This is a genomic window from Mesorhizobium sp. B2-9-1 (genome assembly GCF_006439455.1).
GTDB lineage: Bacteria > Pseudomonadota > Alphaproteobacteria > Rhizobiales > Rhizobiaceae > Mesorhizobium.
Genome location: NZ_VFTP01000021.1, coordinates 52,302 through 76,826, shown reverse-complemented (window position 1 = coordinate 76,826; position 24,525 = coordinate 52,302). Strand labels below are relative to the sequence as shown.

The window sequence follows — 24,525 nt, the reverse complement described above, 5'->3', positions numbered from 1 at the left end:
CGAACATGGAGCCTCCGCGAGTAGAGCTTGCTTCGCGTTGAGGAGGCATTCCTTCGCGCCCCCCTCTGTCCTGCCGGACATCTCCCCCACGAGGGGGGAGATCGGACGTCGCCGCCGATTTCGCCAATCGTCAACATTGTAGGGAGAGCGGCAGCGCCGAAGCTGCCAATCTCCCCCCTTGTGGGGGAGATGTCCGGCAGGACAGAGGGGGGCGCTGTCCCGCCGGCCTCTCCAGGCCAGCGTTCGTCCAACATAGTGGAGCACTCCCTTATCAAGAGAGTGCTTTGCCGAAGTCGTCTCTTGAGCAGTCTGGTTGATCATCGAGGTCAGCTCTTCCCGAGGTCAGCAATGGCTCGCCGGTATAGTTCCGCGGTCGGCTCGTCGAAGCAGCAGAAAGTCACGGTTCCCGGCAGCACATTCTGCGCGATGAAGTTGCTGACGGTGCCAACGGCAATGCTGGTCGCTTGCTCCTTCGGAAAGCGATAGATGCCGGTCGAGATCGCCGGGAAAGCGATGGTTCGACAATCATGGCCGAGCGCGATTTCGAGCGAGCGCCGGTAGCAGGAGGTGAGCAGCTCGGCTTCGCCCTTGCCGCCGCCTTGCCAGACCGGGCCTACCGTATGGATAACGTAACGCGCCGGCAGCCGATAGCCCTTGGTCAGCTTGGCGTCGCCGGTCTTGCAGCCATGCAGCGTGCGGCATTCGGCAAGCAGCTCCGGCCCGGCCGCGCGATGGATGGCGCCATCCACACCGCCGCCGCCCAGCAGCGAGGAATTGGCGGCATTGACGATGGCGTCGACCGCGAGCTTGGTGATGTCGCCGGTGTGGATACGGATCCTGTCGCCGAGAGCGCTCATCGTCACATCCTGAACACGCCGAATTTCGTCGCCTCGATTCCGGCATTGAGCGCCGCCGAAAGGCTGAGCGCCAGCACGTCGCGGGTCCTGGCCGGATCGATGATGCCGTCGTCCCAGAGCCTGGCCGAGGAATAGAGCGGATGGCCCTCATGCTCGTATTTCATCAGGATCGGCTTCCTGAATTTCGCCTCGTCTTCGGCGCTCCATTCACCGCCCTTGCGCTCGATGCCCTCGCGCTTGACCATGGCAAGCACAGTGGCCGCCTGCTCGCCCCCCATCACCGAGATGCGCGCGTTCGGCCACATCCACAGGAAGCGAGGCGAATAGGCGCGGCCGCACATGCCGTAATTGCCGGCGCCGAACGAGCCGCCGATGATCACCGTGAGCTTGGGCACGCGTGCCGTGGCGACCGCCATCACCAGCTTGGCGCCGTCCTTGGCGATGCCGCCGGCCTCGTATTTGCGCCCGACCATGAAGCCGGTGATGTTCTGCAGGAAGACCAAAGGAATGCCGCGCTGGCAGCAGAGCTCGATGAAATGAGCGCCCTTCAGCGCGCTTTCGGAAAACAGCACGCCATTGTTGCCGATGATGCCGATCGGCATGCCGTGCAGATGGGCAAAGCCGGTGACCAGAGTGGTGCCGTAATTCTGCTTGAACTCGTCGAACTCCGAACCGTCGACGAGCCGGGCAATCACCTCGCGCACGTCATAGGGCTGGCGCAAATCCGTCGGCACGATGCCGTAGAGTTCCTGCGGATCGTGAAGCGGCGGCACCGGTTTCTGCAGATTGAGGTTTAGAGCCTTGTTCCGATTGAGGTTCTTGACGATGCGCCGGCAAATAGCCAAGGCGTGTTCATCGTCCATCGCATAGTGGTCGGCGACGCCGGAAAGCCTGGTGTGGACATCGGCGCCGCCGAGCTCCTCGGCGCTGACATCTTCTCCGGTGGCGGCCTTCACCAGCGGCGGGCCGCCGAGGAAGATGGTCGCCTGGTTGCGCACCATGATCGTCTCGTCCGACATCGCCGGCACATAGGCGCCGCCCGCCGTGCAGGAACCCATGACGCAGGCGATCTGCGGGATGCCGGCGGCCGACATGTTGGCCTGGTTGTAGAAGATGCGGCCGAAATGCTCGCGGTCCGGGAAAACCTCGTCCTGGTTGGGCAGGTTGGCGCCGCCGCTGTCGACCAGGTAGACGCAAGGCAAGTTGTTCTGCAGCGCGATCTCCTGCGCCCTGAGATGCTTCTTCACCGTCAGCGGGTAATAGGTACCGCCCTTCACCGTGGCGTCGTTGACGACGACCATGACTTCGGTGCCCTCGACGCGGCCGACGCCGGTGACGATGCCGGCCGACGGAATGTCCTCGCCATACATCGACCATGCCGCGAACTGCCCGACCTCGAGGAAGGGCGAGCCGGTGTCGAGCAGTTGCGCCAGCCGCTCGCGCGGCAACAGCTTGCCGCGTGAGACGTGGCGTTCGCGGGCTTCGTCCGAGCCGCCGCGCTCGACGCTTGCCGCCTTCTCCGCGATGTCGGCGACCAGTGCGCGCATGCGCTCGGCATTGGCGCGGAATGTATCCGAGGAGGGTGAGATCTGGGACGTAAGCGCAGGCATTGACGGACCTCAGATGATATCATATTTTAGTATCACTTGGCTCTCGCCCTGACCCGAGAGGAGTCGACCAAGTCTTCGATCTCGGGAGGGCGAAAAGTCATGAAGACAGCACATCGACAGACGCTGGACAGGATATTTGCAAACCCGGTCAGCGCTTCGATCAAGTGGCGAGATGTTGAGGCTTTGCTGGTTGCGCTCGGCGCGCAAGTTTCGGAAGGACGCGGATCGCGGGTCCGCTTCACATTGAACGGTATAACGCTTCGAGTCCATCGACCGCATCCCTCGCCTGATACGAAAGCATATGTGGTCCGGGAGATCAGGACTTTCCTACTAGATTCGGGTGTTGAGCTATGAGGCCATACAAAGGATATCTGGGAACCATCGAGTTCGACGAAAACGACGTCGTGTTTCACGGTCGTATCGTGGGTATTCGCGACATCTTCACATACGAAGCCGATTCGGCGGAAGAATTGCTGAAGGCTTTTCATGAATGTGTCGACGACTACCTCGAATTTTGCGCGGAACAGAACAAGGAGCCGGAAAAACCTTTTTCTGGCAAACTCGCCTTGCGCACCACGCCGGAAGTCCACCGTCTTGTCAGCCGGGCGGCTTCCAGCGACGGCAAATCCATTAATCAATGGGTTTCGGACACTCTCGCCGAAGCGGCTCGTAAGCGGGTCGACGAAGGCTCGACGAAAGTGACGAGCCGAGCGCATTAAACCCCCTCCGCCATGATCTCGCGCCCGATCAGCCAGCGGCGGATCTCGCTGGTGCCGGCGCCGATCTCGTAGAGCTTGGCGTCGCGCAGCAGCCGTCCCGTCGGATAGTCGTTGATGTAGCCGTTGCCGCCGAGCAGCTGGATAGCATCGAGCGCCATCTGCGTCGCTTTCTCGGCGGCGAACAGCACGCAACCGGCGGCGTCTTTTCGCGAAGTCTCGCCGCGGTCACAGGCGGCCGCAACCGCATAGACGTAGGCGCGCGCGGCGTTCATCGTCGAGTACATATCGGCAAGCTTGCCTTGTACCAGCTGGAAGGTGCCGATCGGCTGGCCGAACTGCTTGCGCTCTTGCACGTAGGGCACAGCGACGTCGAGGCAGGCCGCCATCAGCCCGATCGGGCCCCCGGACAGCACCGCGCGCTCGTAGTCGAGCCCCGACATCAGCACCTCGACGCCGCGCCCTTCCTCATGCAGCACGTTCTCGAACGGCACCTCGACATCCTCGAACACGAGCTCGCCGGTGTTCGAGCCGCGCATGCCGAGCTTGTCGAGTTTTTGCGCCACCGAAAAGCCGGCCATCGTCTTCTCGACGATGAAAGCCGTGATGCCGCGCGCATGACGTTCCGGATCGGTCTTGGCATAGACCACCATCGTCCCGGCGTCGGGACCGTTGGTGATCCACATTTTCGAGCCGTTGAGCACGTAGCGGTCGTTGCGCTTTTCGGCGCGCAGCCTGAGCGACACCACGTCCGAGCCGGCGCCTGGTTCCGACATCGCCAGCGCGCCGACCGTCTCGCCCGAGCAAAGGGCAGGCAGGTACTTTTCCTTCTGCGCCGGGGTGGCCCAGCGGTTGATCTGGTTGACGCAGAGGTTCGAGTGCGCGCCGTAGGAGAGGCCGACCGAGGCGGACGCGCGCGAAATCTCCTCCATGGCCACGACATGCGCGAGATAGCCCATGCCGCTGCCGCCGAAGTCCGGATCGGCGGTGATGCCGAGCAGGCCGAGCGCGCCGAGCTCGGCCCACAGATGCGCGGGAAATTCGTTGGAGCGGTCGATCTCCGCCGCGATCGGCGCGATCCTGTCCTGGGCGAAGCGCCGCACCGTATCGCGCAGCGCCTCGATATCCGGATCCAATCCGAAGTTCAGCGTATTCGTGTACATGCCGTTCCTCCCTGCGCCGGTCTTCGCGGAGATCGCGCCGTATCAGAGTGCCACGGCGTCCCTGGCGCGCCCCAAGCGACGCGCGGTGCCATGGCTGATTGTCGCGCCGACCAGGCGCATTGTCATCGAAAGATATGATGCCGTGACTTCGGCGATCGACAGCCGCTCGCCCGGCCTGAACCAGACGATGACGCCGGTCATCATCTGGATCAACGCCATGGCAGTGAGCCCGGTGTCGTCGACCTGAAAGACACCGGCCTCGGCGCCGTCGCGCAGGATCGTGCGCAGTTCCTTCTCATAGGCCGTGCGCATTTTGAGGATCTGCGTCAGCCTTTCATGCGAAAGGCTGCGCAACTCCATATTGGAGACATGGGTGGCGTGGCGCCGCTCGATGTGGAACGCGATGTGGTTCTCGACATAGGCGGCGAGCCGGGTGACCGGATCGATGCTCGCCGGTCGCGCCGCTTCCCAAGCCTTGAGCAGACCTTCCATATGCTCTCGCATCAAGGTGAAAAGCAGATCCTCCTTGGTCGGGAAATACCGATAGAGCGCTGCCGCCTGCACGCCGACCTCAGCCGCCAGCTGCCGCATCGACATCGCCTCGTAGCCGAGGCGCGCGATCAGGCTGACCGCCGCCTCGCGAACGGCCGCTTCGGTCTTTTCCCCGTCGGAACCTGTGGTGCGTGCCATGTTTGCCTCTGGCAGGAATAATAAAACGAACGTTTAATTAATTCAAGCGGTTCATACGCTCGTTGCCCGCCCCGGCTTTGCGGAGATGAAATGAGACTAGTTCCCCGATAAGCGATTTCGAAGGTTGCCGTTTGCCTCGGTGAAAGTTTTTCCGTTCATTTGCGTGAAATCAGCGCAAACGCCGGGGAGTGGTTGGGGCCGCCCCAACCTCGTCATTCTATGGCGGAGCAAGGAGCGAAGCGACGCGCGCAGACCATAGAATCCATTCCGTGACTTGGAAGCGCCGCCACGGTGCAGAATTCTGCTCCGTTGCACGCCTTGGCGAAGGTAACGGCATGGATTCCAGGGTCTCCGCGACGGAGCTTCGCTCCTGCTCCGCCCTGGAATGACGACCGCGATGGACGTTTCGGCCAATCTCCAACGCATGCCACCCGCCAACGCAAACAGAGCCGGCCGGTCAAAATCCCTGTGCAGTGCCACTAAACGATGATCTTGAAATCCAAGGGCGCCTCTTCGGCCGCCTCCTCGACCTCGACATTCGAGACGAGCGCGCCCCGCGGCCCTTGCCACAGGCGTTCGATCATCGCCGTGACAGCGGCATCGGCGCCGGCGATCAGCGCGGCGACCGAGCCGTCACGCTCGTTGCGCACCCAACCCGTCAGCCCGAGACGCATCGCTTCTGCGCGCGCCCAGACGCGGTAACTCACACCTTGAACCGTACCGGAAACGCGCGCCCGAACGGCTCTATGCTCGCCTTGCATTGCCTGTGCTCCGCGTTGCACCTGGCGGAATCTGGCACAGCAAAGGGCAAAGGCAACAGGGACTTGGGCTAGGGTGTGTTTAGATTCAGGTCAGGCCAAGCCGAAAATGGTGGCTTTCGAGAACCGGCCTACGCCGGCCGTAGCCTTCATAGAGCCGAGACACTTATGAGGGCTTTGGCCGGCGAAGGCCGGAGCGGAGCGGACATTCGGGTCCGTGAGCACCGGAAGCGTAGAAAACCAGCATTTGCAGGCTGGCATCACCTGAATATCAACACATCCTAGTTCCCTCGCACCGCCGCCAAGGCGCCCGGCAGCTCCTCGGCGAAGATGTCGAGCTCATGGTCGAGGCCGACGCTGACCCGGATGCAGCGGTCGAGCCGTGGCGCCATCGGCTTGCGGATGAACACGTCGCGCGACAAAAGGTTCTGCATCACTTTCAGCGCGAAGGCGCCGTCGCGGCCGCAGTCGATGGTGACGAAATTGGTTGCCGACGGCAGTGGCTTGAGGTCGTTCTGCCTGGCGACGGCCGAAATGCGCTCGCGGCCCGCCGCCACCCGCGCCACCACCGAGCGCAGATAATCCTGGTCGGCAAGCGCCTCGAGGCCGGCGACCTGCGCCATGCGGCTGACGCCGTAATGGTTGCGGATCTTCTCGAAGTCGCGGATCACTTCCGCCTCCGCTACGGCGTAGCCGCAGCGTATGCCGGCCAGGCCGTAAGCCTTGGAGAAGGTGCGCATGCGGATGACGTTCGGCCGCGCGACATCGATCGCCGGCAGCGCCGAGGCCGGTCCCAGCTCGCCATAGGCCTCGTCCAGCACCAGCATGGTGGTTTCCGGCAGCGCTTCGATGAAGCGGACGACATCCGGCGCCTCCCACCAGCTTCCCATCGGATTGTCGGGGTTCGAAAGATAGACCAGCGGCGCCTTTTCGCTCGCGACCTTGGCGAGAAGACCGTCCAGGTCTTCCTTGTCATTGGCATAGGGCACCGTCACCAGGCGGCCGCCGACGCCGGCGATATGGAAATTGAAGGTGGGGTAGGCGCCAAGCGAGGTGACTACCGCATCGCCAGGGCCGACATACATGCGCGCCACCAGGCCGAGCAGGCCGTCGATGCCTTCGCCCACGACCACGTTTTCGATCGCCACGCCGTGATGCGCGGCGGCCGCCACCTTCAATTCGTAATTGTCGGGATCGCAATACATCCACTGGTCGCGGGCAACGCTTTCCATGCGCGCGATGACGCGCGGCGAAGGCCCGAAACTGCTTTCATTGGCGCCGATGCGGGCGCGGAACGGCCGCCCGCGCTCGCGCTCCTGCGCCTCCGGGCCGACGAACGGCACCGTGGTCGGAAGCGCGCCGATGATCGGCGTGAGGGAGGGGCGACGAAGCATGGCACAGGCTCGCGTGGAAATGGCGTTCTTGCTAGCGTGGTGGTTGATTACGCGCAAGCTGGATTGAAACCGCTGAACGCGTTCTTACTCGCGCGGCGAAGGATGCAAACGTCACTGAAAGCATCGGCTGCGCGTCGAGCTTGGACTGGATTCCAGCCGCGCTTTTTGCTAGCAGACACCATGAACAATCGTCTGCCGCCCGCCTGGTCCAAACACTTGAAATCCGGCCCTGCGCCGAAACCCAGATGGCCCCAGGCAAGTCCGCCACAGCCGAGCCTCCACAAGGCAAATTCGCTTGCCCGCGCGCAGGCCGACGACGCTTTGCTGGCGAAAGCCTATGAGTGTCAACAAGCCAAACGACTCGATGAAGCGCAGGATCTATGCTTCCAGGTGCTGGCTCGAACGCCAAACCATCCGCTGGCGCTCTACATCATGGGCACCGTTTGCCTCGGCTACGACGACGAGGCGGCGCTGCGCTATTTCGGGCGTGCGATCGCGGAAGAGCCTAAGAACCCCTATTACCACCTCAGCCTTGGCGAGGCCTATGGCAAGCTGAGTGAATATTCGGCAGCGATCGACCATATTCAGTATGCCTTGGAAGTGCAGCCCGATCTCATAGAGGCGCTTTGCGCCCTAGGGCGCGTCTACACCCAGTTCGACAAACCCGACCTGGCTTTGCCGCTCTATGAGAAGGCGCTGAAGATCAACCGCGACCATCCCAAGGCGCGGATCGGAATAGCGGCCGCGCTCACCGGTCTTGGACGGATGGATGAGGCCGCTACCTATCTCAAGGAGGCGATCGAACGCCGCATCGACGCGGCGGCCGCCTACTACGACCTTGTGCAAACCCGAAAGTTCACCGAGGAGCCCGCCGAGCTCCAGGCGATCCTTCGCGAACTGGACAGTCCGGGGCTTAAGCCGGAGGCCAAAGCCAGCCTCAACTACGCCGCCGGCAAGGTGGAAAACGACCTCAAGCGCTATGCGGAAGCCTTCGACCACTTCAAGAAGGCGAAGCAAGCGGAAGGTTACAAATTCGACATCGATCGGTACCGTCGCTTCGTAGACCTGACGATTGAAACCTTCACGCCGGAGCTGTTTGCCGCAAGGTCTGGTTACGGCAATACTTCCGAAGCGCCCGTATTCGTGGTGGGCATGCCACGCTCGGGAACGACGCTTACCGAACAGATCTGCGCCAGCCATCCTGAGATTCATGGCGCCGGAGAGCTTAGCAAACTGAGGCGGGTTGCGAATGCAATCGGCCTGCAACCCTCTGTCCCGGATTTCAACAAGCCGATCCAGACGATCACCGAAGGCTTGTCCAGGACGTTGGCTGAAGAGCACCTTACCTATCTGCGGGAACGCGCCCCGACGGCGCAGCGCATCGTGGATAAGATGCCGCACAATTTCGAATTGATTGGCCTTCTCACGCTGCTCTTTCCCAAGGCGCGCATCATTCACTGTCGCCGCGACGCAATCGATAACTGCGTATCGTGCTATGTCCTGCCGTTCAGCTCAGCACACAGCTACAACACGGACCTGCAGGCGCTAGGCCTATACTATCGCGAGTACGACCGCTTGATGCGTCACTGGAACGAGGTTTTCCCAGGCCGTATCTTCGAGAATCGCTATGAGACGCTTGTCGAGGACCAGGAGGCACAGTCGCGCCGGCTCATAGACTATCTCGGCCTGCCTTGGGATGACGCATGTCTTCGTTTCTTCGACAGGGAAGGGGCCGTTACCACCCCCAGCCGTTGGCAGGTTCGTCAGCCGATCTACAAATCCTCCGTCAAGCGCTGGAAGAATTTTGAGGGCGAGATCAAACCGCTCATCGAAGCACTAGGCGACCTCGCCGAAGTTTGATTTCGGCCACTGGAACGGCTGCGGCGAGCCGGTTGCTCGATGCGGAAACACTGGCGGCATCTGTCAATGCCGTCTGACTTGGTCGAGAAACCTGCCACATAATGCTGGATCGGTGATGATCCGCTCCCGCCGCTTCGTCCTGCGTTCTCCAGTTCCCCGACACAGGGATTTTGAAAGGTTGCCATTTGTCTTGGTGCAAGATTTTCCATTCATTTCCGTGAAGTCGCCGGGGATTGGTTGAAGCCGCCCCAACGTCGTCATTTTATGGCGGAGCAAGGAGCGAAGCGACGCGCGCAGACCATAGAATCCATTCCGTGACTTGGAAGCGTTGCTGCGGTGCAGAATTTTGCTCCGTTGCATTCCTTGGCGAAGGCAACGGCATGGATTCCAGGGTCTTCGCGACGGAGCTTCGCTCCTGCTCCGCCCTGGAATGACGACGAGGTGGGCGTTTCGGCCAATCTCCACCTGCCAACGCAACAGAGCCGGTCGGTCAAAATCCCTGTGCCGTGCTACTAGAAGCAACTGCGGTGCCGGTCGGGCATTTCCCCGGAATTGATGAAACTGGCACCTTCCCGGTCGATGCCTCGACGTTGGCAATTGGCAAACGCAGCGGGGAGTGTTCGATCTGCTCCCAGGCGAAGAGATGTCGCGTAGGGTCGGAGAGCCTGTTTCGCCGGAGTTGAAGCTCTTCACCGACGCTTCACTTCGACGGTGTGGAATGCCAAACGGCCGCCTTCGACATTGCTGATGAGCACCCAAACCGCGCGGCGGTTTGGAACCTCGACATGCATCAAACCAGAAAGAAAAACCCGGCAGTTGCCCGCCGGGTTTCTTTGTATCGCAGAAATATCTGGCCTTAGAAGTCGCGCTGGAAGCGGAGGATGCCGCCGACGACGTTCTTCTTGGTGCCACCGGTGAAGGTGAAGTTCTCCGGACCAGCATCGCCGAACCGGCCCCCATGGAGGTAGTCGACTTCGGCCGTGACCGTGAGGCCAGGGACAACAGTGTAGGCGACGTTCGCGGCGACGCCGACGTTCTTCCAATCGTCAGCCGAGGCCTGGATGTTGAACGAGGCCTTCTCGTTGAACTTGTAGGTACCGCCGCCCCACACAGCCCAGTTGCCGCCCCACGGCTTGTAGAAGCCGCGACCGCCTGCATAGTGCAAGTAGGTGCGGTCGTTGAGATTGTCGTCGGTGCCATAGCCGGCCATGAGGAACAGCGAGAGGGCGTCGTTGACGTTCACGTCCAAGCGGACCTTGCCGGACACTTCCTCGTAGTTGCTGTCATAGGCGATGACGCCGGTGATCGCGCCCCAGCCCTGCGTCCACTTCACGCCGCCGACGATATGCGGAACATAGGAGTCGATCGCGCCCGCGCCGTAATATGCGCCATAGTTGGCGGCTGCACCAAGACCAACGCCGAGAGGATCCCTGAGAGTGCCGGCACCCGCGCCTTCTTCGAGCGAGACCACCGCCGAGAAGCCGTTGCCGGCGTCGAAGTAATACTGCACGACATTGGTGTCGAAGCCGCCATAGGGGATCAGCGTATCCTGGATGACGTTGCCGGCGTAGCCGACGAACGTATCGAAAGCCGATTCGTCCTTACCGACGCGCAGGCCGCCAAGCTGGATCCAGGCAAAGTTCAGCGAGGTGCTGCTGCCGGGGGCATTGACGAAAGGTGTAGTGTCGGTGTTCCCCGAGTTTTGGAAATTGAAGCGGGTCTCGGTGTAGGTCTTCAAGGTGCCGAGCTCGGTTTCCTGGCCGGTCCAGGTCTTCAGCGAGAAACGAGCATGCTTGAACCAGGTGCCCTGGTCCTTGCCGTCCTTGACGTCGGCGCCGCGGGCACCGTCGAACGAGCCGATGTCGCCGCCGGCGATGTCATAGCGGAGATAGCCGCCGATGCGCAGGCAGGTTTCGGTACCCGGGATGTAGAAATAGCCGGCGCCGTACACGTCGCAGATCTTGACGTATTCAGCCGGTTCCGGCTCGGCGACGGTCACTGCGTCCGCGGCGCGAGCACCGGAAACTGCGACGAGGGCCGCAGCTGAGCCGAGAAGAAGGCTCTTGATGTTCATTTTCTGACCTCCAGTCAAAAGTTAAAAAACGGGTCTGGGTATTTTTTGCTGAAGGACAGCGTTCCCTGCCCCATCCCCACTACCGAAAAAGATGCGCACCGCGCCGCTCCTTCGAAGCTGACATTACCCATGAGCCGGCGCCGTTCAACCACGATCGTGCCACAGCGAGGGCCGTCCGGGCGCTATCGCCGGGGGTTGTTGCACAAATGACACGATTTGGCCTCACTCCGAAAGCTCTCGTTAACCATCGAGGTCCGCGTAAGGCTGAATCCGCCCGAATCCGGCAAAGGACCGACGGAAATGCGGCGGGCAGCTGAGTCGGCCGCCAGGCGATTGCCGCAGAATCGCCATCTGAAGCGGCGGGAGAACGCAGGCCCGCCGATTTTTCGCTGATTATGGCGCCGGCTTGTTGATTGTGCCGGCGCTTTTCTTTATCCACCGGCGCGACGGAGAGGTGGCCGAGTGGTCGAAGGCGCTCCCCTGCTAAGGGAGTAGAGGTCAAAAGCTTCTCGTGGGTTCGAATCCCATCCTCTCCGCCATCCTACACCCTGCGGGCTTCGGGTGGCAGGCCACCCGGAGCCGCATTTTGGGCGTAGGAGTGTCGCCCGAAGCTAGGAAGTAGCGTGGGGGGACCATATGGTACGTCTATTTCCTGCAGCTCCATAGCGGCGATGTCTATGTCGGATCGACAAACGATCTCCGGCGTCGTTTCGAATCGCCAATCAGGACAGGTGACTTCGACCAAGGCTTATCTGCCTGTCGCCTTGAAGGCCTATATCGCGGTTGAAACCGAGGCCAACGCCCGGCAGCTCGAGCAATATTTCAAGACCGGATCTGGAAAGGCCTTCGCCAATAAGCGGTTTTGGCGGACAGGGCTGTACTGACTGGCCAAGGATTATCTCATTGAAATGACAAGAGAATTCTTAGAATGATGCCTTTTCTTCGACCTTTCCCGTCCGATTCTGACTGGAGGTCAGAAAATGAACATCAAGAGCCTTCTTCTCGGCTCAGCTGCGGCCCTCGTCGCAGTTTCCGGTGCTCGCGCCGCGGACGCTGTGACCGTCGCCGAGCCGGAACCGGCTGAATACGTCAAGATCTGCGACGTGTACGGCGCCGGCTATTTCTACATCCCGGGCACCGAAACCTGCCTGCGCATCGGCGGCTACATCCGCTACGACATCGGCGTGGGCGACATCAACGGCGCCACGAACGTCCGTGATCGTTCGGACGGTAGCTTGAACGACACCTACTCCAAGCACGCCCGCTTCACGCTGAAGACCTGGACCGGCCAGGAAACCGAGCTCGGCACGTTGAAGACCTACACCGAGACCCGTTTCAATTGGGATACCGGTCACGGCGACTTTGACGGCGGCTTCATCTCGGCTTCAAGCGGTGTTCCCTCACTGAACTTCGCCTGGATCCAGCTCGGCGGTTTCCGCGTCGGTAAGGACGAGTCGGCCTGGGTGACGTTCAGCGGCTATGCCGGCAACGTCATCGACGACTCGATCGTCGGCTACGGCGGCGATTTCGATACCGGCGTGGTCCAGTACTATTTCGATGCCGGCAACGGCTTCTCGGCAGTGGTTTCGCTCGAAGATGGTGCCGGTGGCAATACGGTCGACAGCTATGTTCCGCATGTCGTCGGCGGCGTGAAGTACACGCAGGGCTGGGGCTCGATCAGCGCTACTGCTGCGTATGACAGCGTCTGGGAAGAGTGGGCCGGCAAGGCTCGCTTGGACGTGAATGCCACGAGCGAGCTGTCGCTGTGGGCCATGGTGAACTATGGCTCGGACAAGCACGTCGACACGAACTCTTTCAAGAACTGGGATGGCAACTGGGCCGTCTTTGGTGGCGGCACCTACAAGTTCAACGACAAGACCTCGTTCAACGCTCAGCTTTCCTATGACGAAGGCAAGACCTTCGCGGTGGCTGCCAATGTTGCCTACACCGTCGTGCCGGGCTTCACGGTCATCGGTGAAGTTGACTACTTCAACGCGTCTGACAGTGACTTCCACGTCAGCGACGACGGCATCGGCGCCGTCCTCCGCTTCCAGCGCGACTTCTAAGGGCTGGACTTGCACAAGTGAAATCCAGCCCGGGCGTTTTCTTGCCCGGGCTGGTTTTTGTTTTCGTGACTGGGTGAGGGCAAACGAAAGACGAGAAGGGGGTACTGGTAGCTGAAGTCTGTGAAATGGTTTCGTCGGGATCCGCCGTCTGGTGGATGAAATCATTTTGTCGGACAAAAACTCTTGAAAGGATGCTTCCAAGCGGGTAGCTGTGCCTATCCACTCGGGGGTGTGGTCAAAAAATGACGAACGAAGCGATTCAAGAGGGGGGGTCCTCTGCACACTTTGCGGTTTTTTCTTCTCAGAACTCGAACTTTCGATACACGTTCAACAAGATCAGAGAAGTAAAGTCGTATAGGGTCGGGGAGCTTTTTGCAGCCTATCGAGATATACTCTGGGATGACGGGCGACATAAATACAATGTCAGCTCTTTCATTGGTGAAATAGACGAGATCCTTCTTGGAGATCGTTTCAGCACCTTTGACCAGAATACCCTGGACAATCTTATCGGTACCTTGCGCCAGCGCGGCAACAGCAACGCAACCATCAATCGCAAGATGGCTGCACTCAGCAAATTGCTGCGTAAGGCGCATAAGATGGGAGATATCCACAGCCTGCCTGAGTTCCGCCGCCAGAAGGAGCGGGCGGGACGGATTCGTTTCCTGGAAAGGGACGAAGAGGCGAGGCTGTTCGCGGCGATCCGCAGCCGCTGCGAGGATGCCTACAGGCTTTCCGTCTTCCTGGTCGATTCCGGCTGCCGCCTCGGCGAGGCGCTTGGCCTGATCTGGAACGACATCCAGGAACACCGGGTCTCCTTCTGGATCACCAAGTCCGGCCGCAGCCGCACCATTCCGATGACCGAACGCGTCAAGGAGGTCATCAAGCTGCCGCCGAACACGGAAGGACGCCGGCCGAAGGGCCCGTTCACCAAGCTTACCCAGGCGCAGTACCGCGCGATCTGGAACGAGGCGAAGACGGAAGTCGGTCTCGGCGCCGACGAACAGGTGGTGCCGCATATCCTGCGTCACACCTGCGCTTCACGTCTGGTCCAGGGCGGTATCGACATAAGGCGCGTCCAGATGTGGCTGGGTCACCAGACCTTGTCGATGACCATGCGTTACGCGCACCTGGCCACCAACGATCTCGATGGCTGCGTCGTCGTTCTCGAGAAACCGCGCGGCGACGAAGCGTCGTCTCGCTCGGCGCAAAACTGCGTGTTCGCGTCGCCTCTCACCACGCCAACCTCAGTTCCTCGGAAAGCGAAAGGGCCGGAACCGGCCAAGGCGACCAGCAAGCGCTCGAAAGGCAATTCCAGAAAAGTGTGAGCGGTTGGACTCGGGCGCCTTCGCCGTAGCCTTCCGTCCGGAATTGCGTAAAAACAAAGAGCTAGGGCGTTTCACCGTTTCCCGGAAACGGTGAAACGCCCTAGGCCCCCGTCACAGGGATTTTGAAAGGTTGCGGTTTGTCTTGGTGCAAGATTTTCCATTCATTTCCGTGAAATCAGCGCAAACGCCGGGTTGAAGCCGCCCCAACCTCGTCATTCTATGGCGGAGCAAGGAGCGAAGCGACGCGCGCAGACCATAGAATCCTGTGACTTCGAAGCGTTGCTGCGGTGCAGAATTCTGCTCCTTTGCATTCGTTGACGAAGGTAACGGCATGGATTCCAGGGTCTTCGCGACGGAGCTTCGCTCCTGCTCCGCCCTGGAATGACGATCGCGATGGGCATTTCGGCCAATCTCCAACGCATGCCATCTGCCAACGCAAACAGAGCCGATCGGTCAAAATCCCTTGCAGTGCCACTAGGTCGGTCGGATCGGCCTTGCTGGCGGGTAAAATTCTATACAAAGCCAGAGACAGATGTAGTCTCGGACTTTACTTTTGCTTGATTTGATTTTCTTGTCGATCAAGGAATACGGCAATCTTCCCGGGCAAATCGCCGGTATCGAGGAAGGGCGCGTGGCCCTGGCCCTCGACGGTGATGGCTTCCATGCCGGGATGCCTTTCCTGCATCTCTTTAAGCGTCGTCGAGGAAAGCAGTTTCGAGTTGGCGCCGCGAATGACAAGCAATGGGATCGCGGCGAGCGCGTCGAATTGCGGCCACAGGTCCGGCAGCGGCTTGCTGAAATCGATGCCGGCAAGGGTGTCGACCAGCGCCGGATCGAAATCCGGCACCCAGCCGGCCTCCGTCTCGCGGCAGATTGCCCGGACCATCCGCGGCCAGTCGGCGTCGGCGAGCGCCGGGAAATCGGCGCCATGCACGCTGCGCTGAGCATCCACCGCCTCGGCGAATGTCTTCGGTCTCGGCGCCGGGTCCAGATAGGAGCGGATATGGGCCAGGCCCGCTGCCTCGATCGCCGGGCCGATGTCGTTCAGCACGACGGCTTTCAGCACGGCGGGCTGCAATGCGCCGAGCACATGGATGATCAGGCCGCCGCGCGACGTGCCGATGAAGGCGGCCTGCTCGATGCCGAGTGCAGACAGCCCGGCAAGGACATCGCCGGCTTCGACCCCGACATTATAGTGGCCGATATCGGGATCGCGGTCGGATTGCCCGCGCCCGCGATAGTCGAAGGCAACGACCTTGCGCGGCCTTGCCGCCTTGGTTGAAAGGTAAAGCGCCAGTTCGTGGAAGTCGCGGGCGTTGCGGGTGAGTCCGGGCAGGCAGACGACCGGCCAACTGCCGGCGTTCGCCTCGCCGTAGATACGAGCATGGAGTCTTAAACCATCGGGCGCGGTATAGAAGAAATCGCAGAAACCGTCGCTGGCCATTTTGGATGCTATCCCTTGCCGGATCGGCAAGAGCTACAGGCGAGGACAGGGATCGTCAAACAAGAAGGCATGCATGTGGGACCGGCCTTCGAACGCGCTATGGCTTTTTGGTGGTCCAAGGTCAACTGAGCGCCGCTAAGAAAGGCTTCCCTCCATCTGTCGTCAGCTGGTCCGCCGTCAGGCCGAAAAGTCGATCCTCGCCCGATTCATCTTTCAAAGAGATCCACCAACAGCACCGCAAACTCGGCCAAAATTGCGCAAAGAATAGCGATCTCCACCCATAGCTCGGTCCGGAAGTTGCGATATTCGATCAGCCGATCGTTGGCCCGTTCGTAAAGGTCTTCGCCGACCTCGATCCCATCGTCCAGCAAGCGGACGCGCGACGCCAAGTCGGACTGCAGCGCAAGGTCGCTAAAAAGCCGCTTCGCCGCAGGAAGGAGCGTCGGCTCCCTTCGTTGCAGTGCCATGTCGATGCGCGTCACCAAAATACGCGCGGATTGAAAGCGCCGGGTCATGCTGTTGACGCGAGATTGCTCACGCAATGCAGCGCGGGGGACGTCATGTGTGAGAGCGACATCTGCCATCATCGCCGGCCATGCCTCCTCCAGTCGCGCCTCTTCCGACGATAGGGTGCTATAAGTGTGCGAGAAGGCCGCCGCCGCCGCAAGGCAGTCGTCAACGCTTTGCGCGGGTGCGAAAGCCAGGCAGCGCCGGTCGCGCCAGACAAGCCGGACATTTCGGCTCACCACATCCAGATATGGTTCGGCGCTATCGCATTCCGCTACCCAGGCTTCGAACTTCTTTTGAACGTCGAAAGGCGTCTCAATTCCTGGAAGCAGGTGGACAAATGTCAGCGATCCGTCCGCGTCCGCCGGCAAATCAGTCAGCAATTCCCGAACGAGTTTAAGCGAGGTGGGATGCTCAAGAGCAAGCCAGATGTTGCTGTCGTCCGGCGTAGCTTGGCGGAGCCGCCAAATCGTAGGACTGCGAACCTCCTGTGGAGTCATTGCGGTCAATCGCGCAAGGCCGGCAAAAGCGAACCGGATGGCTCTTCCTCCGCGATATCGGGAGGTTCGACAAAAGCCACGTCATCCTCGAGGATCGGCCCGGGGAGATCGAGCAGAAACTGCGTTTCCTTGCAGTGGGTGAAACTGGCCTGGATGAAGGGTCCCGTCAGATGGTCGAGCCATTCCGGGCCAAGGCGCGCCAAAATTGCCCGATCGAGCACCTCCGCGCTGAAGCTGTCCGGTGACACGCAGTTCGAGGCGATCAAAAATCCCCAACTGCCCAGAAAGGACGGAACGCATGTCTTGTAACTGTGTACTTCCGCGAAGACCGTCCGGAGCGTGCGCCGCAGGGCGCAATGGGCTTTATAATCCGCAAAGGAAAATTCGAGTGCTTGCACTATGAGGATACCATTCGGGCGCAGATGACTATGCGCAAGTTCATAGAATTGCCGCGTATAAAGTCGCTGCGCCGGTCCGTTTTCCAGCATGTCGACGACGTCGACGATGATGACATCGAACATCTCATCGGCGCTATCCAGGTAAGCTCGACCATCCATGTAGAGCAGCGTAGCTCGCGGATCATCGAAAGCACCCCGGTGCCAAGTCGGCAACTGGTCGCGGCAGATATCGACAAGCTCCCGATCGATATCGATCATCACGGCGCGGCTTACTGACCGGTGCGCCAACACCTCCCTCAGGGTTGCGCCTTCTCCCCCGCCGATAATGAGAACTTCGCGTGGATCGTCGTGCATCAGAAGCGCTGGTTGCACGAGGATCTCGTGATAGAGACCCTCGTCTTCGGCCGAGCTTTGAATCGCGCCGTCCAAGAACAATGCGCGTCCAAAGTTGCAGGTGTCAGCTACGATGACATCCTGGAATTGCGTCCGTCCGGAATATACGATGCTCTTGATGCGGTAGTTGTACTCATCGAAGGGATCGGCATCCTCCCGCACGAACGCGCCAACGGATCCTTGCGGCTTCTCAATCTCTACGTAGAAATAACCTGGCGGCAAAGGCGGCAGGGGATACGTCCGCTGTGGCGTCTCAAGGTCGCTTGGCGTACGATCTATATCGTCGCGGACTGGCATTCTATCCTCGATCCAGGGACTTAAAGCGCGTCGCGTCGAAACAAATTTGAGTAACGCGCTTCAAGCCTTTTTTGTCTTCACGCGTGTCGTTCTTCCGAGAAGATACGCGTAGGCGCCGCCTTGTGGCCGCTTTAGTCCAGCGCGTGCGAACCACGGCTGAGATTCAGTACACTCATGCGTTTTGGTCGAAACGCCGTTGCAAAGGCGAGCAGGCAAGCGAGGGGATTGCAAGTACCGCACATGAATATATCCACCGCAGCGTAACATTCGACTGGCCAGGTATGGATGGAAATATGGCTCTCAGCCAACATCGCAAATGCAGTAACGCCGCCATCGGGCGTGAAAACGTGATGGTGGAGCGCGAGCACTTTCGCTTTGGCGGCCTCGGCTGCGTGCCGCAGGATCTGGTCTATAAAAGAAGCGTCGTCGAGGTTTACGGCATCGTGGAGTTCGACAATAAGATGTCGACCTGGCAAGCTCCCTGGCATTCCCAACGGAGAGGTGACGTCTTCCGATATTGGTAGAGGCGGGCTGTATTTCCCCGAGGACAGGCTATGCACAGTATAGTCGTACTGCCGCTGCGCAGGAACGACCAGCTCACTCGCGAACAACATCCGCCCACCCGGAATATTCGTATTCACTAAAGGAACGACAGAAGCACGTCCTTGTCAAGCAGTGCCGGGGCGCTGCCCATGGGCAGTTCAACCAGCGGTCCAGAGATTCGATTGTAGCGACGCGACCCTTCTGCCGGGACTAACACGTCGTTCGCGAGTGCGCCGCAGTTTTGAGAGAACCAGATGCCAAACACGGATTTAAAACGCACGGCTTGAATTTGTTTTGACGCGATGCGCTTCGATATCCTTGCGCCCTCAACCTCGTCCGTTCACGAGATCCCCCACGATGTCGTATTTGCCTGAAATACGCATCTTGTAGACCTCGTAATTCTCCATCACACGCTGTACGTAACTTCTTGTTTCCGTGTAGGGAATCCGCTCGATCCAGTCGACGACGGCGTCCACGTCCTTGCCGCGCGGGTCGCCGTATTTCGCCACCCATTGGGCGGCGCGGTTGGGGCCGGCATTGTAGCCGGCGAAGGTCAGCACATAGGAGCCGCCGAAACGGTCGAGCTGCTCGCCGAGAAAGGCCGAGCCCAGCGTCGCGTTGTAGCCGGCATCCGTCGTCAGCCGCGCCTGCGAGAAATTCATCCCGGCCTTTTTCGCCAACTGCTTGGCGGTGCCCGGCATCAACTGCAGCAGGCCGCGCGCGCCGGCGCTGGAAACGGCGCCGATATTGAACTCGCTTTCCTGGCGAGCGATGGCATAGGCGAGCGCCTTGCCGGATCCGGAAATGTTGGCCGAGTCGGGAATGACGCCCAGCGGATGCGAAAGCGCGCCGACATCGATGCCGCGCTGGGCGGCGATCTTGCCGACTTTCAGCGCCATGAAATGGTTGCCCTGCTTTTCGGCCAGCACCGCGAGCAGCGCCAGTTCGCCCGGGCTGGTCAGCTGGCCGGCAAGGTCGCGGTAGAGCGTCTCGGCGTAGCGGTCATAGCCCGCTTCCTGCAGCCGTTTGATCGCGCTCACCGCCTCGCGGCCGTCGAAACTCTGACGGTCGGCCGCGCTCGGCTTCGGATAGGCGATGTTGAGGGTCCTCAAGCCCACGCGCTCGCCGGCGAGCTGGCCATAGAAGGTCGTGCCGTAGCTGGCCGCGCGCGTGAAATAATCCTTGGCGCTGCCCGGGCCGCCGACTTCCGCCGCCCGGCCGAGCCAGTAATAGGCGCGCGACAGCGACACCGGTCCCTGGGCGAGCTCGGTGATGCGCGTGAAATGCCTTGCGGCGGTCGCCGGGTCGTTGAGGCCGCGCAACGCGTACCAGCCGGCATGGAACTCGGCCTCGGCGGCGTTCGGCGGGCTTTCGGCAGCGTGCATGGAGACAATCTTGTAGGCGGTCTTCATGTCGCCCTGGTCGACCAGCTCGCGCGAGAGCACGCGGCGTTCGACCCACCAGGCATCGGGGTCGACCAGCGAATCGCGGTTCGTCGGCGCTTTCATCACGGCAGCAGCGGCTTCGGCGAATTTCTGCTGCTTGCGCAGATATTCCGCCTCGGCGAAGAAATAGCCTGCCGAGCGCTGCGCCGCGGGCACTGCTTTCAACAGCTTGGCCGCGTCCTTGTCGCCCTTGTCGGCCGCCGCCCAGGCATCCGCCAGCGGCTGTGCGCCGGCGAGGCCGGCGACGCGCAGCGCCGACGACGGCCGGTCGGCATAGAACATGCGCTCCATGCGGTAGCGATGGTCGGCCGCCGGGATCAGCGTGCCGAACTCCTTGATGACGGCCGCCTCATCCTTTGCTTCCAGTTTTTCCGTGCGCCAAAAGGGTACCAGCACAGACCGCGCCGCGGCCTGGTTGCCAAGCGCCACCTGCGAGCGGGCAAGGATGATAACACCCTCGGGCGTCAGCGGCTGGCTGCGGCCGAAGGCCTGCACCACCACCTGCGGCGGCGGATTCTCGCGATAGAGCGCGCGCTCGCTGTTCTTGCGCAGCGCGATCGTGCCCGGCCATCCAGGCAGCATCTTGGCCGCGTCGGCAATCTCGCCGCTCGGCACCTGGTCGCCGCCGTAAAGCGCGATCGCCCAGGCGAGGATGTGCCTGTCGAGCGAGGTGGCGGGCAGCGTGTCGCGCGCATTGCGCGCGCCAACGATGTTGTTGGCGGCAAGCGCATCGAGCCCGCTCTTCAGTTGCGCTATGTCGGGGGCAATCGGCGTCTGGCTAGGCGCCTGCGGCGCATCTGGCGCCGGAATCGAGGCCGTCGCGCGCGCATCGACGCTGCCACCGATCGCCATGGTAGGCGTCAGCGCGACGATCGCGCTCAAAAGCGCGAAAAGATGGGGCCGCCTCGTCGGCATTTTACGATCCTAGCACATCGTCAGCAGGCGCGGGCATTGAGAACCCGATGCAAAGCCTAGACTTAGGTCGTGAAGGGCTCGTAAACAAAAGGTTATCGAGGCCGTTCGAATTGCGCTTGCTGGCAATACGCCGATGCTTGCCGCTGAACAATGTCGAGACTATGGTGCGCGGCTTCGCTTTCGGGTAGAAGGCGCGCAACTGACCGATCTGATGAAACGCCGATGCATGTCGCCCAGAAGCGGAAACCGGTTTTGGGACGACGACATGCATAAACCGACAAAGTTCCAAGGAGTTTGGACGACATGCTGAGAGGCTCGCTGACTGCGCTCGTGACACCGTTCGAAAAGAGCGGGCGCTTCGACGAGAAAGCCTTTCGCTCATTCGTCGAATGGCAGATCGCCGAGGGCACCAAGGGCCTCGTTCCCGTCGGCACCACCGGCGAGTCGCCGACGCTGTCGCATGAGGAGCACCGCCATGTCGTCAAGGTCGCCATCGAGGTGGCCAAGGGCAGGGTGCCGGTGGTGGCCGGCGCGGGCTCCAACAATACCGAGGAAGCGGTCGGCCTGGTGAAGTATGCCGAACAGGCGGGTGCCGATGCCGCCCTTGTGGTCACGCCTTACTACAACAAGCCGACGCAGCGCGGCCTCTATGAGCATTTCGCGGCCGTCGCCAGAGCGACCAAGCTGCCGATCATCATCTACAACATCCCGCCGCGCTCGGTGATCGACATGACGCCGGAGACGATGGGCAGGCTGCGCCACGATTTCAAGAACATTGCCGGCGTCAAGGACGCGACCGGCAAGGTCGAGCGCGTCTCCGAGCAGCGCATGACCTGCGGCAAGGATTTCATCCAGCTTTCCGGTGAGGATGCCTCCGCGCTCGGCTTCAACGCCCATGGCGGTGTCGGCTGCATCTCGGTGACGTCCAACGTCGCGCCGCGGCTCTGCGCCGAATTCCAGGAAGCGACGCTCTCCGGCGACAGCGCCAAGGCGCTCGAGCTGCAGGATCGGCTCCTGCCGCTGCACAAGGCGATCTTCATTGAGCCTGGCGTATCCGGCGCCAAATACGCGCTGTCGAAGCTGGGCAAGGTCGAGAACGTGGTGCGTTCGCCGCTGGTGACCGTCGAGACTTCGACCGCCGAGAGGCTCGACGCGGCGCTTAAGCACGCCGGCTTGATAAATTAGGGATGAGGCGCCACCTCTCCGCATTATGAATCAAGTCAAGAAAGCCGATCCCAACAACAAGACCGTTGCGGAAAACCGCAAGGCGCGCTTTTCCTACGAGGTGCTCGACACGATCGAGACCGGCTTGGTGCTGACCGGCACCGAGGTCAAGTCGCTGCGCCAGGGCCAGGCCAACATCCAGGAAAGCTACGCCTCGACCGAGGGCGGCGAGATCTGGCTGATCAATTCCTATTTGCCGGAATATCTGCAAGCCAACCGCTTCAACCACGAACCGCGCCGCCGCCGCAAATTGCTGGTCTCCAAGCGCGAGATGGCCAAGCTCTCGCAAAGCGTCGAGCGCGAGGGCATGACGCTGGTGCCGCTGAAAATCTATTTCAACGACCGCGGCCGCGCCAAGCTGCTGCTCGCCGTTGCGCGAGGCAAGAAGCTGCACGACAAGCGCGAGACCGAGAAGCAGCGCGACTGGTCGCGCGAGAAGGGCCGGCTGCTGAAGGAGCGCGGCTGAGCCTCTGGGGCTAGCAGCGTCGGCCGCCTGGAAAAAGCCACCGGCCGGTTCTCCGGTCCGGCACCTTCCGACAGGGGATGGTCTTGGGCAAGCGGATTGTTTTCTGGGGCCTTGCCGTCGCGGTTGTCGCCAGTGCCGTCGCGGCGGGCGCCTTCTTCTGGTTCCGCGGCTTTTCGCCGGACCGCGGCAAGTTTCCGATCCGCGGCATCGATGTCTCGCATCATCAGGGAAAGATCGACTGGCCCCGTGTCGCGGCCGACGATGTCGCCTTCGCCATCATCAAGGCGACCGAAGGCGGCACCCATGTCGACACCCTGTTCGCGACCAATCTGCGCGAGGCGCGGGCGGCCGGCCTGGCGGTCGGCGCCTATCACTTCTTCACCTTCTGCCGGCCAGGCGCCGATCAGGCGAGGAACTTCATCTCGGAGGTGCCGCGCGGCGAGCCGCTTTTGCCGCCGGTGGTCGACATCGAGTTCGGCGGCAATTGCCCGCAGCGCCCGTCGCCGCAGCAACTGAACGCCGAGCTTGCCGCTTTCCTCGGCCCGGTCGAGACGGCATTCGGCAAGCAGGCGGTTTTCTATCTGGCCGACGAGGCGGCAGACGCCTATTCCGGCAGCATCCTTAACCGCCGGCGCTGGTTGCGTTCGCTGGCGATGAGGCCGCGCGAGAACGACTGGACCTATTGGCAGTATCACAATATGGGCCGCGTCGACGGCATCGAAGGCGATGTCGATCTCAACGTCCTGAAGGGCAGCCGCGAGACGCTGGCGAAGTTGTTTGCGCCGACGCCTTGAATTGCCGGCCCTTGAATCGCTTGCCGTATCGCTGAAGGCTCACGATCCTCCCGGCGCCGGTGCATTAAGACGTCTACAGGCAATCCGCCCTCCGATCGCTGACAAGCCCATCCCGGCGGCCATGATGGCAATGGCTGCGAACTGGATCGTCATCGGCGTTTCGCCGAGTACCGCCATGCCGACAGCCACGGTGGCGATGGGTATGCCGGGCAGGAACAGCGATGCCGTCTGCGGCCCCAGTTGCCGGACGATGTAGGTATAGAGGAACATGGCTGCTGCGCCGGCCAGAATCCCCTGGATCACGATCTGACTGATGATCTCCGTGGCGGCCGCGGCATGGATATGGCTTGGTGCGACGAAATAGAGAACCGGCAACGGCAAGCACGACAGAAGTACCACCGCGGCCGTCGCCGTGACCGGATCGGCACGCCAGCGCCTGACAAGAACGGCATAGGCCGAAAACATCAGGCCCGATCCGATGAAAAGCATATCGCCGAAGAGAACGCCGCCGGTGCCGTCGCGCGCCGGCGCGATGAACAGCGACAGGCCGGCGACAATCGCGAGGACCCCGATGGTCCGTTGCCGCGAAGCGCCGTCATTGAAAACGATGCGTGACAGCAGGAACGAAAAGAAGACGATCGACGCTGGACAAAGCGCTGCCGCATGGACGGCAGGGGCATAGGCCAGGCCCCAATTGATGATCAGCGGATAAGGCAATCCGGCCAGCGCCGCCAAGGCCAAGGCCCGTCGCCAGCCAAGCGCCCTCATGCCTGCGAGGCCGCCGCGCCAGACGATCGGCAGAAAGACCGCCCCCGCGCCGCCAAAACGCAAGGCGGCCAGATCCGTCGCCGTCAGGTGCTCCCTGAGGCTGAAGCGGGCGGCGACGAATTGGATTGCGTAGATGCCGATCATGGTCAGGCCCGCGATGATCGCCAGCCTGGAGTTTCCTGAGTCTCGCGCGTCCGCCATGTTCCGCCGCCGTCGTGACATCGCCAGCGAAGAGCATCTCCGCAGAAAGCGATGGAAGCGCAGGCTATTGCCGAAAAGCCCGTGGCAAAATACGCTCTTTTCTCGAAATTCGAGTGA

General features: G+C 61.4%; 21 protein-coding genes and 1 tRNA gene. 10 read left to right on the top strand and 12 right to left on the bottom strand.

Annotation, left to right across the window (positions count from 1 at the left end; genetic code table 11):
- Positions 1-326: 326 nt before the first annotated feature.
- Positions 327-857: an O-acetyl-ADP-ribose deacetylase gene (locus FJW05_RS24790; RefSeq protein WP_140636490.1), complete on the bottom strand. Its 531-nt coding sequence runs from the start codon at positions 855-857 to the stop codon at positions 327-329.
- A gap of 2 nt (positions 858-859) precedes the next feature.
- On the bottom strand, positions 860-2,467 hold the full coding sequence (locus FJW05_RS24785) for a carboxyl transferase domain-containing protein (RefSeq protein ID WP_140636488.1): 1,608 nt from the start codon (positions 2,465-2,467) through the stop codon (positions 860-862).
- Positions 2,468-2,566: 99 nt separating this feature from the next.
- On the opposite strand from FJW05_RS24785, the gene FJW05_RS24780 reads away from it, so the two are divergent.
- Entirely contained in the window at positions 2,567-2,821 is a 255-nt protein-coding gene (locus FJW05_RS24780) for a type II toxin-antitoxin system HicA family toxin (RefSeq protein ID WP_140636486.1), read from the top strand.
- A complete protein-coding gene (locus tag FJW05_RS24775; RefSeq protein ID WP_140636484.1) occupies positions 2,818-3,186 on the top strand; it encodes a type II toxin-antitoxin system HicB family antitoxin in 369 nt (122 codons plus the stop codon). The genes FJW05_RS24780 and FJW05_RS24775 overlap by 4 nt, the downstream gene beginning before the upstream one ends.
- Here FJW05_RS24775 and FJW05_RS24770 read toward each other — a convergent pair.
- The 4 genes from FJW05_RS24770 to FJW05_RS24755 all read right to left on the bottom strand — a co-directional run bounded on the left by FJW05_RS24770 (position 3,183) and on the right by FJW05_RS24755 (position 7,188).
- Complete coding sequence (locus tag FJW05_RS24770) at positions 3,183-4,346, bottom strand: isovaleryl-CoA dehydrogenase (RefSeq protein WP_140636482.1); 1,164 nt, start codon at positions 4,344-4,346, stop codon at positions 3,183-3,185. The genes FJW05_RS24775 and FJW05_RS24770 overlap by 4 nt on opposite strands.
- A 42-nt stretch (positions 4,347-4,388) precedes the next feature.
- Complete coding sequence (locus tag FJW05_RS24765) at positions 4,389-5,036, bottom strand: TetR/AcrR family transcriptional regulator (RefSeq protein WP_140636480.1); 648 nt, start codon at positions 5,034-5,036, stop codon at positions 4,389-4,391.
- Positions 5,037-5,515: 479 nt separating this feature from the next.
- On the bottom strand, positions 5,516-5,797 hold the full coding sequence (locus FJW05_RS24760; RefSeq protein WP_140636478.1) for an acylphosphatase: 282 nt from the start codon (positions 5,795-5,797) through the stop codon (positions 5,516-5,518).
- A 278-nt stretch (positions 5,798-6,075) separates the two neighbouring features.
- Positions 6,076-7,188, bottom strand: a complete 1,113-nt coding sequence (locus FJW05_RS24755; RefSeq protein WP_140636476.1) for a pyridoxal phosphate-dependent aminotransferase — start codon at positions 7,186-7,188, stop codon at positions 6,076-6,078.
- Between the two features lie 180 nt (positions 7,189-7,368).
- Between FJW05_RS24755 and FJW05_RS24750 the strand changes: the two genes are divergently transcribed.
- The gene (locus FJW05_RS24750; RefSeq protein ID WP_140636474.1) at positions 7,369-9,048 is read left to right on the top strand and encodes a sulfotransferase; all 1,680 of its coding nucleotides are present in this window, start codon (positions 7,369-7,371) and stop codon (positions 9,046-9,048) included.
- Between the two features lie 856 nt (positions 9,049-9,904).
- On the opposite strand, the gene FJW05_RS24745 is transcribed toward FJW05_RS24750, so the two are convergent.
- Complete coding sequence (locus tag FJW05_RS24745) at positions 9,905-11,122, bottom strand: porin (protein WP_140636472.1); 1,218 nt, start codon at positions 11,120-11,122, stop codon at positions 9,905-9,907.
- Positions 11,123-11,570: 448 nt separating this feature from the next.
- Here FJW05_RS24745 and FJW05_RS24740 point away from each other — a divergent pair.
- The 3 genes from FJW05_RS24740 to FJW05_RS24725 all read left to right on the top strand — a co-directional run bounded on the left by FJW05_RS24740 (position 11,571) and on the right by FJW05_RS24725 (position 14,513).
- Positions 11,571-11,661 (top strand) — tRNA-Ser (locus FJW05_RS24740).
- A gap of 441 nt (positions 11,662-12,102) precedes the next feature.
- Complete coding sequence (locus tag FJW05_RS24730; protein ID WP_140636470.1) at positions 12,103-13,188, top strand: porin; 1,086 nt, start codon at positions 12,103-12,105, stop codon at positions 13,186-13,188.
- Between the two features lie 242 nt (positions 13,189-13,430).
- The gene (locus FJW05_RS24725; RefSeq protein WP_140636469.1) at positions 13,431-14,513 is read left to right on the top strand and encodes a site-specific integrase; all 1,083 of its coding nucleotides are present in this window, start codon (positions 13,431-13,433) and stop codon (positions 14,511-14,513) included.
- Positions 14,514-15,060: 547 nt separating this feature from the next.
- Here FJW05_RS24725 and FJW05_RS24720 read toward each other — a convergent pair.
- The 3 genes from FJW05_RS24720 to FJW05_RS24710 all read right to left on the bottom strand — a co-directional run bounded on the left by FJW05_RS24720 (position 15,061) and on the right by FJW05_RS24710 (position 18,052).
- Positions 15,061-15,957 (bottom strand): alpha/beta hydrolase, encoded by an 897-nt coding sequence (locus FJW05_RS24720; protein WP_140636467.1) that lies wholly within the window; start codon positions 15,955-15,957, stop codon positions 15,061-15,063.
- A 206-nt stretch (positions 15,958-16,163) separates the two neighbouring features.
- Positions 16,164-16,973, bottom strand: coding sequence for a hypothetical protein (locus FJW05_RS24715; protein ID WP_181165066.1), 810 nt, complete (start codon positions 16,971-16,973; stop codon positions 16,164-16,166).
- A complete protein-coding gene (locus tag FJW05_RS24710) occupies positions 16,970-18,052 on the bottom strand; it encodes a fused MFS/spermidine synthase (protein ID WP_140636463.1) in 1,083 nt (360 codons plus the stop codon). Before FJW05_RS24710 ends, FJW05_RS24715 begins: the two co-directional genes overlap by 4 nt.
- Positions 18,053-18,174: 122 nt before the next feature.
- Here FJW05_RS24710 and FJW05_RS27845 point away from each other — a divergent pair, with 122 nt between their 5' ends.
- Entirely contained in the window at positions 18,175-18,576 is a 402-nt protein-coding gene (locus FJW05_RS27845) for a hypothetical protein (protein ID WP_246673628.1), read from the top strand.
- 345 nt (positions 18,577-18,921) lie between these two features.
- On the opposite strand, the gene FJW05_RS24700 is transcribed toward FJW05_RS27845, so the two are convergent.
- On the bottom strand, positions 18,922-20,955 hold the full coding sequence (locus FJW05_RS24700) for a lytic transglycosylase domain-containing protein (protein ID WP_140636459.1): 2,034 nt from the start codon (positions 20,953-20,955) through the stop codon (positions 18,922-18,924).
- Between the two features lie 303 nt (positions 20,956-21,258).
- On the opposite strand from FJW05_RS24700, the gene dapA reads away from it, so the two are divergent.
- From dapA to FJW05_RS24685, 3 genes are all read left to right on the top strand, one after another.
- Positions 21,259-22,140: a 4-hydroxy-tetrahydrodipicolinate synthase gene (gene dapA, locus FJW05_RS24695; RefSeq protein WP_140636457.1), complete on the top strand. Its 882-nt coding sequence runs from the start codon at positions 21,259-21,261 to the stop codon at positions 22,138-22,140.
- A gap of 25 nt (positions 22,141-22,165) precedes the next feature.
- Positions 22,166-22,645: an SsrA-binding protein SmpB gene (gene smpB / locus FJW05_RS24690; protein ID WP_140545806.1), complete on the top strand. Its 480-nt coding sequence runs from the start codon at positions 22,166-22,168 to the stop codon at positions 22,643-22,645.
- Between the two features lie 77 nt (positions 22,646-22,722).
- Positions 22,723-23,439: a GH25 family lysozyme gene (locus tag FJW05_RS24685; RefSeq protein WP_181165065.1), complete on the top strand. Its 717-nt coding sequence runs from the start codon at positions 22,723-22,725 to the stop codon at positions 23,437-23,439.
- A 39-nt stretch (positions 23,440-23,478) separates the two neighbouring features.
- Here FJW05_RS24685 and FJW05_RS24680 read toward each other — a convergent pair whose 3' ends face one another.
- On the bottom strand, positions 23,479-24,408 hold the full coding sequence (locus FJW05_RS24680) for a DMT family transporter (protein ID WP_140636453.1): 930 nt from the start codon (positions 24,406-24,408) through the stop codon (positions 23,479-23,481).
- Positions 24,409-24,525: the final 117 nt, after the last annotated feature.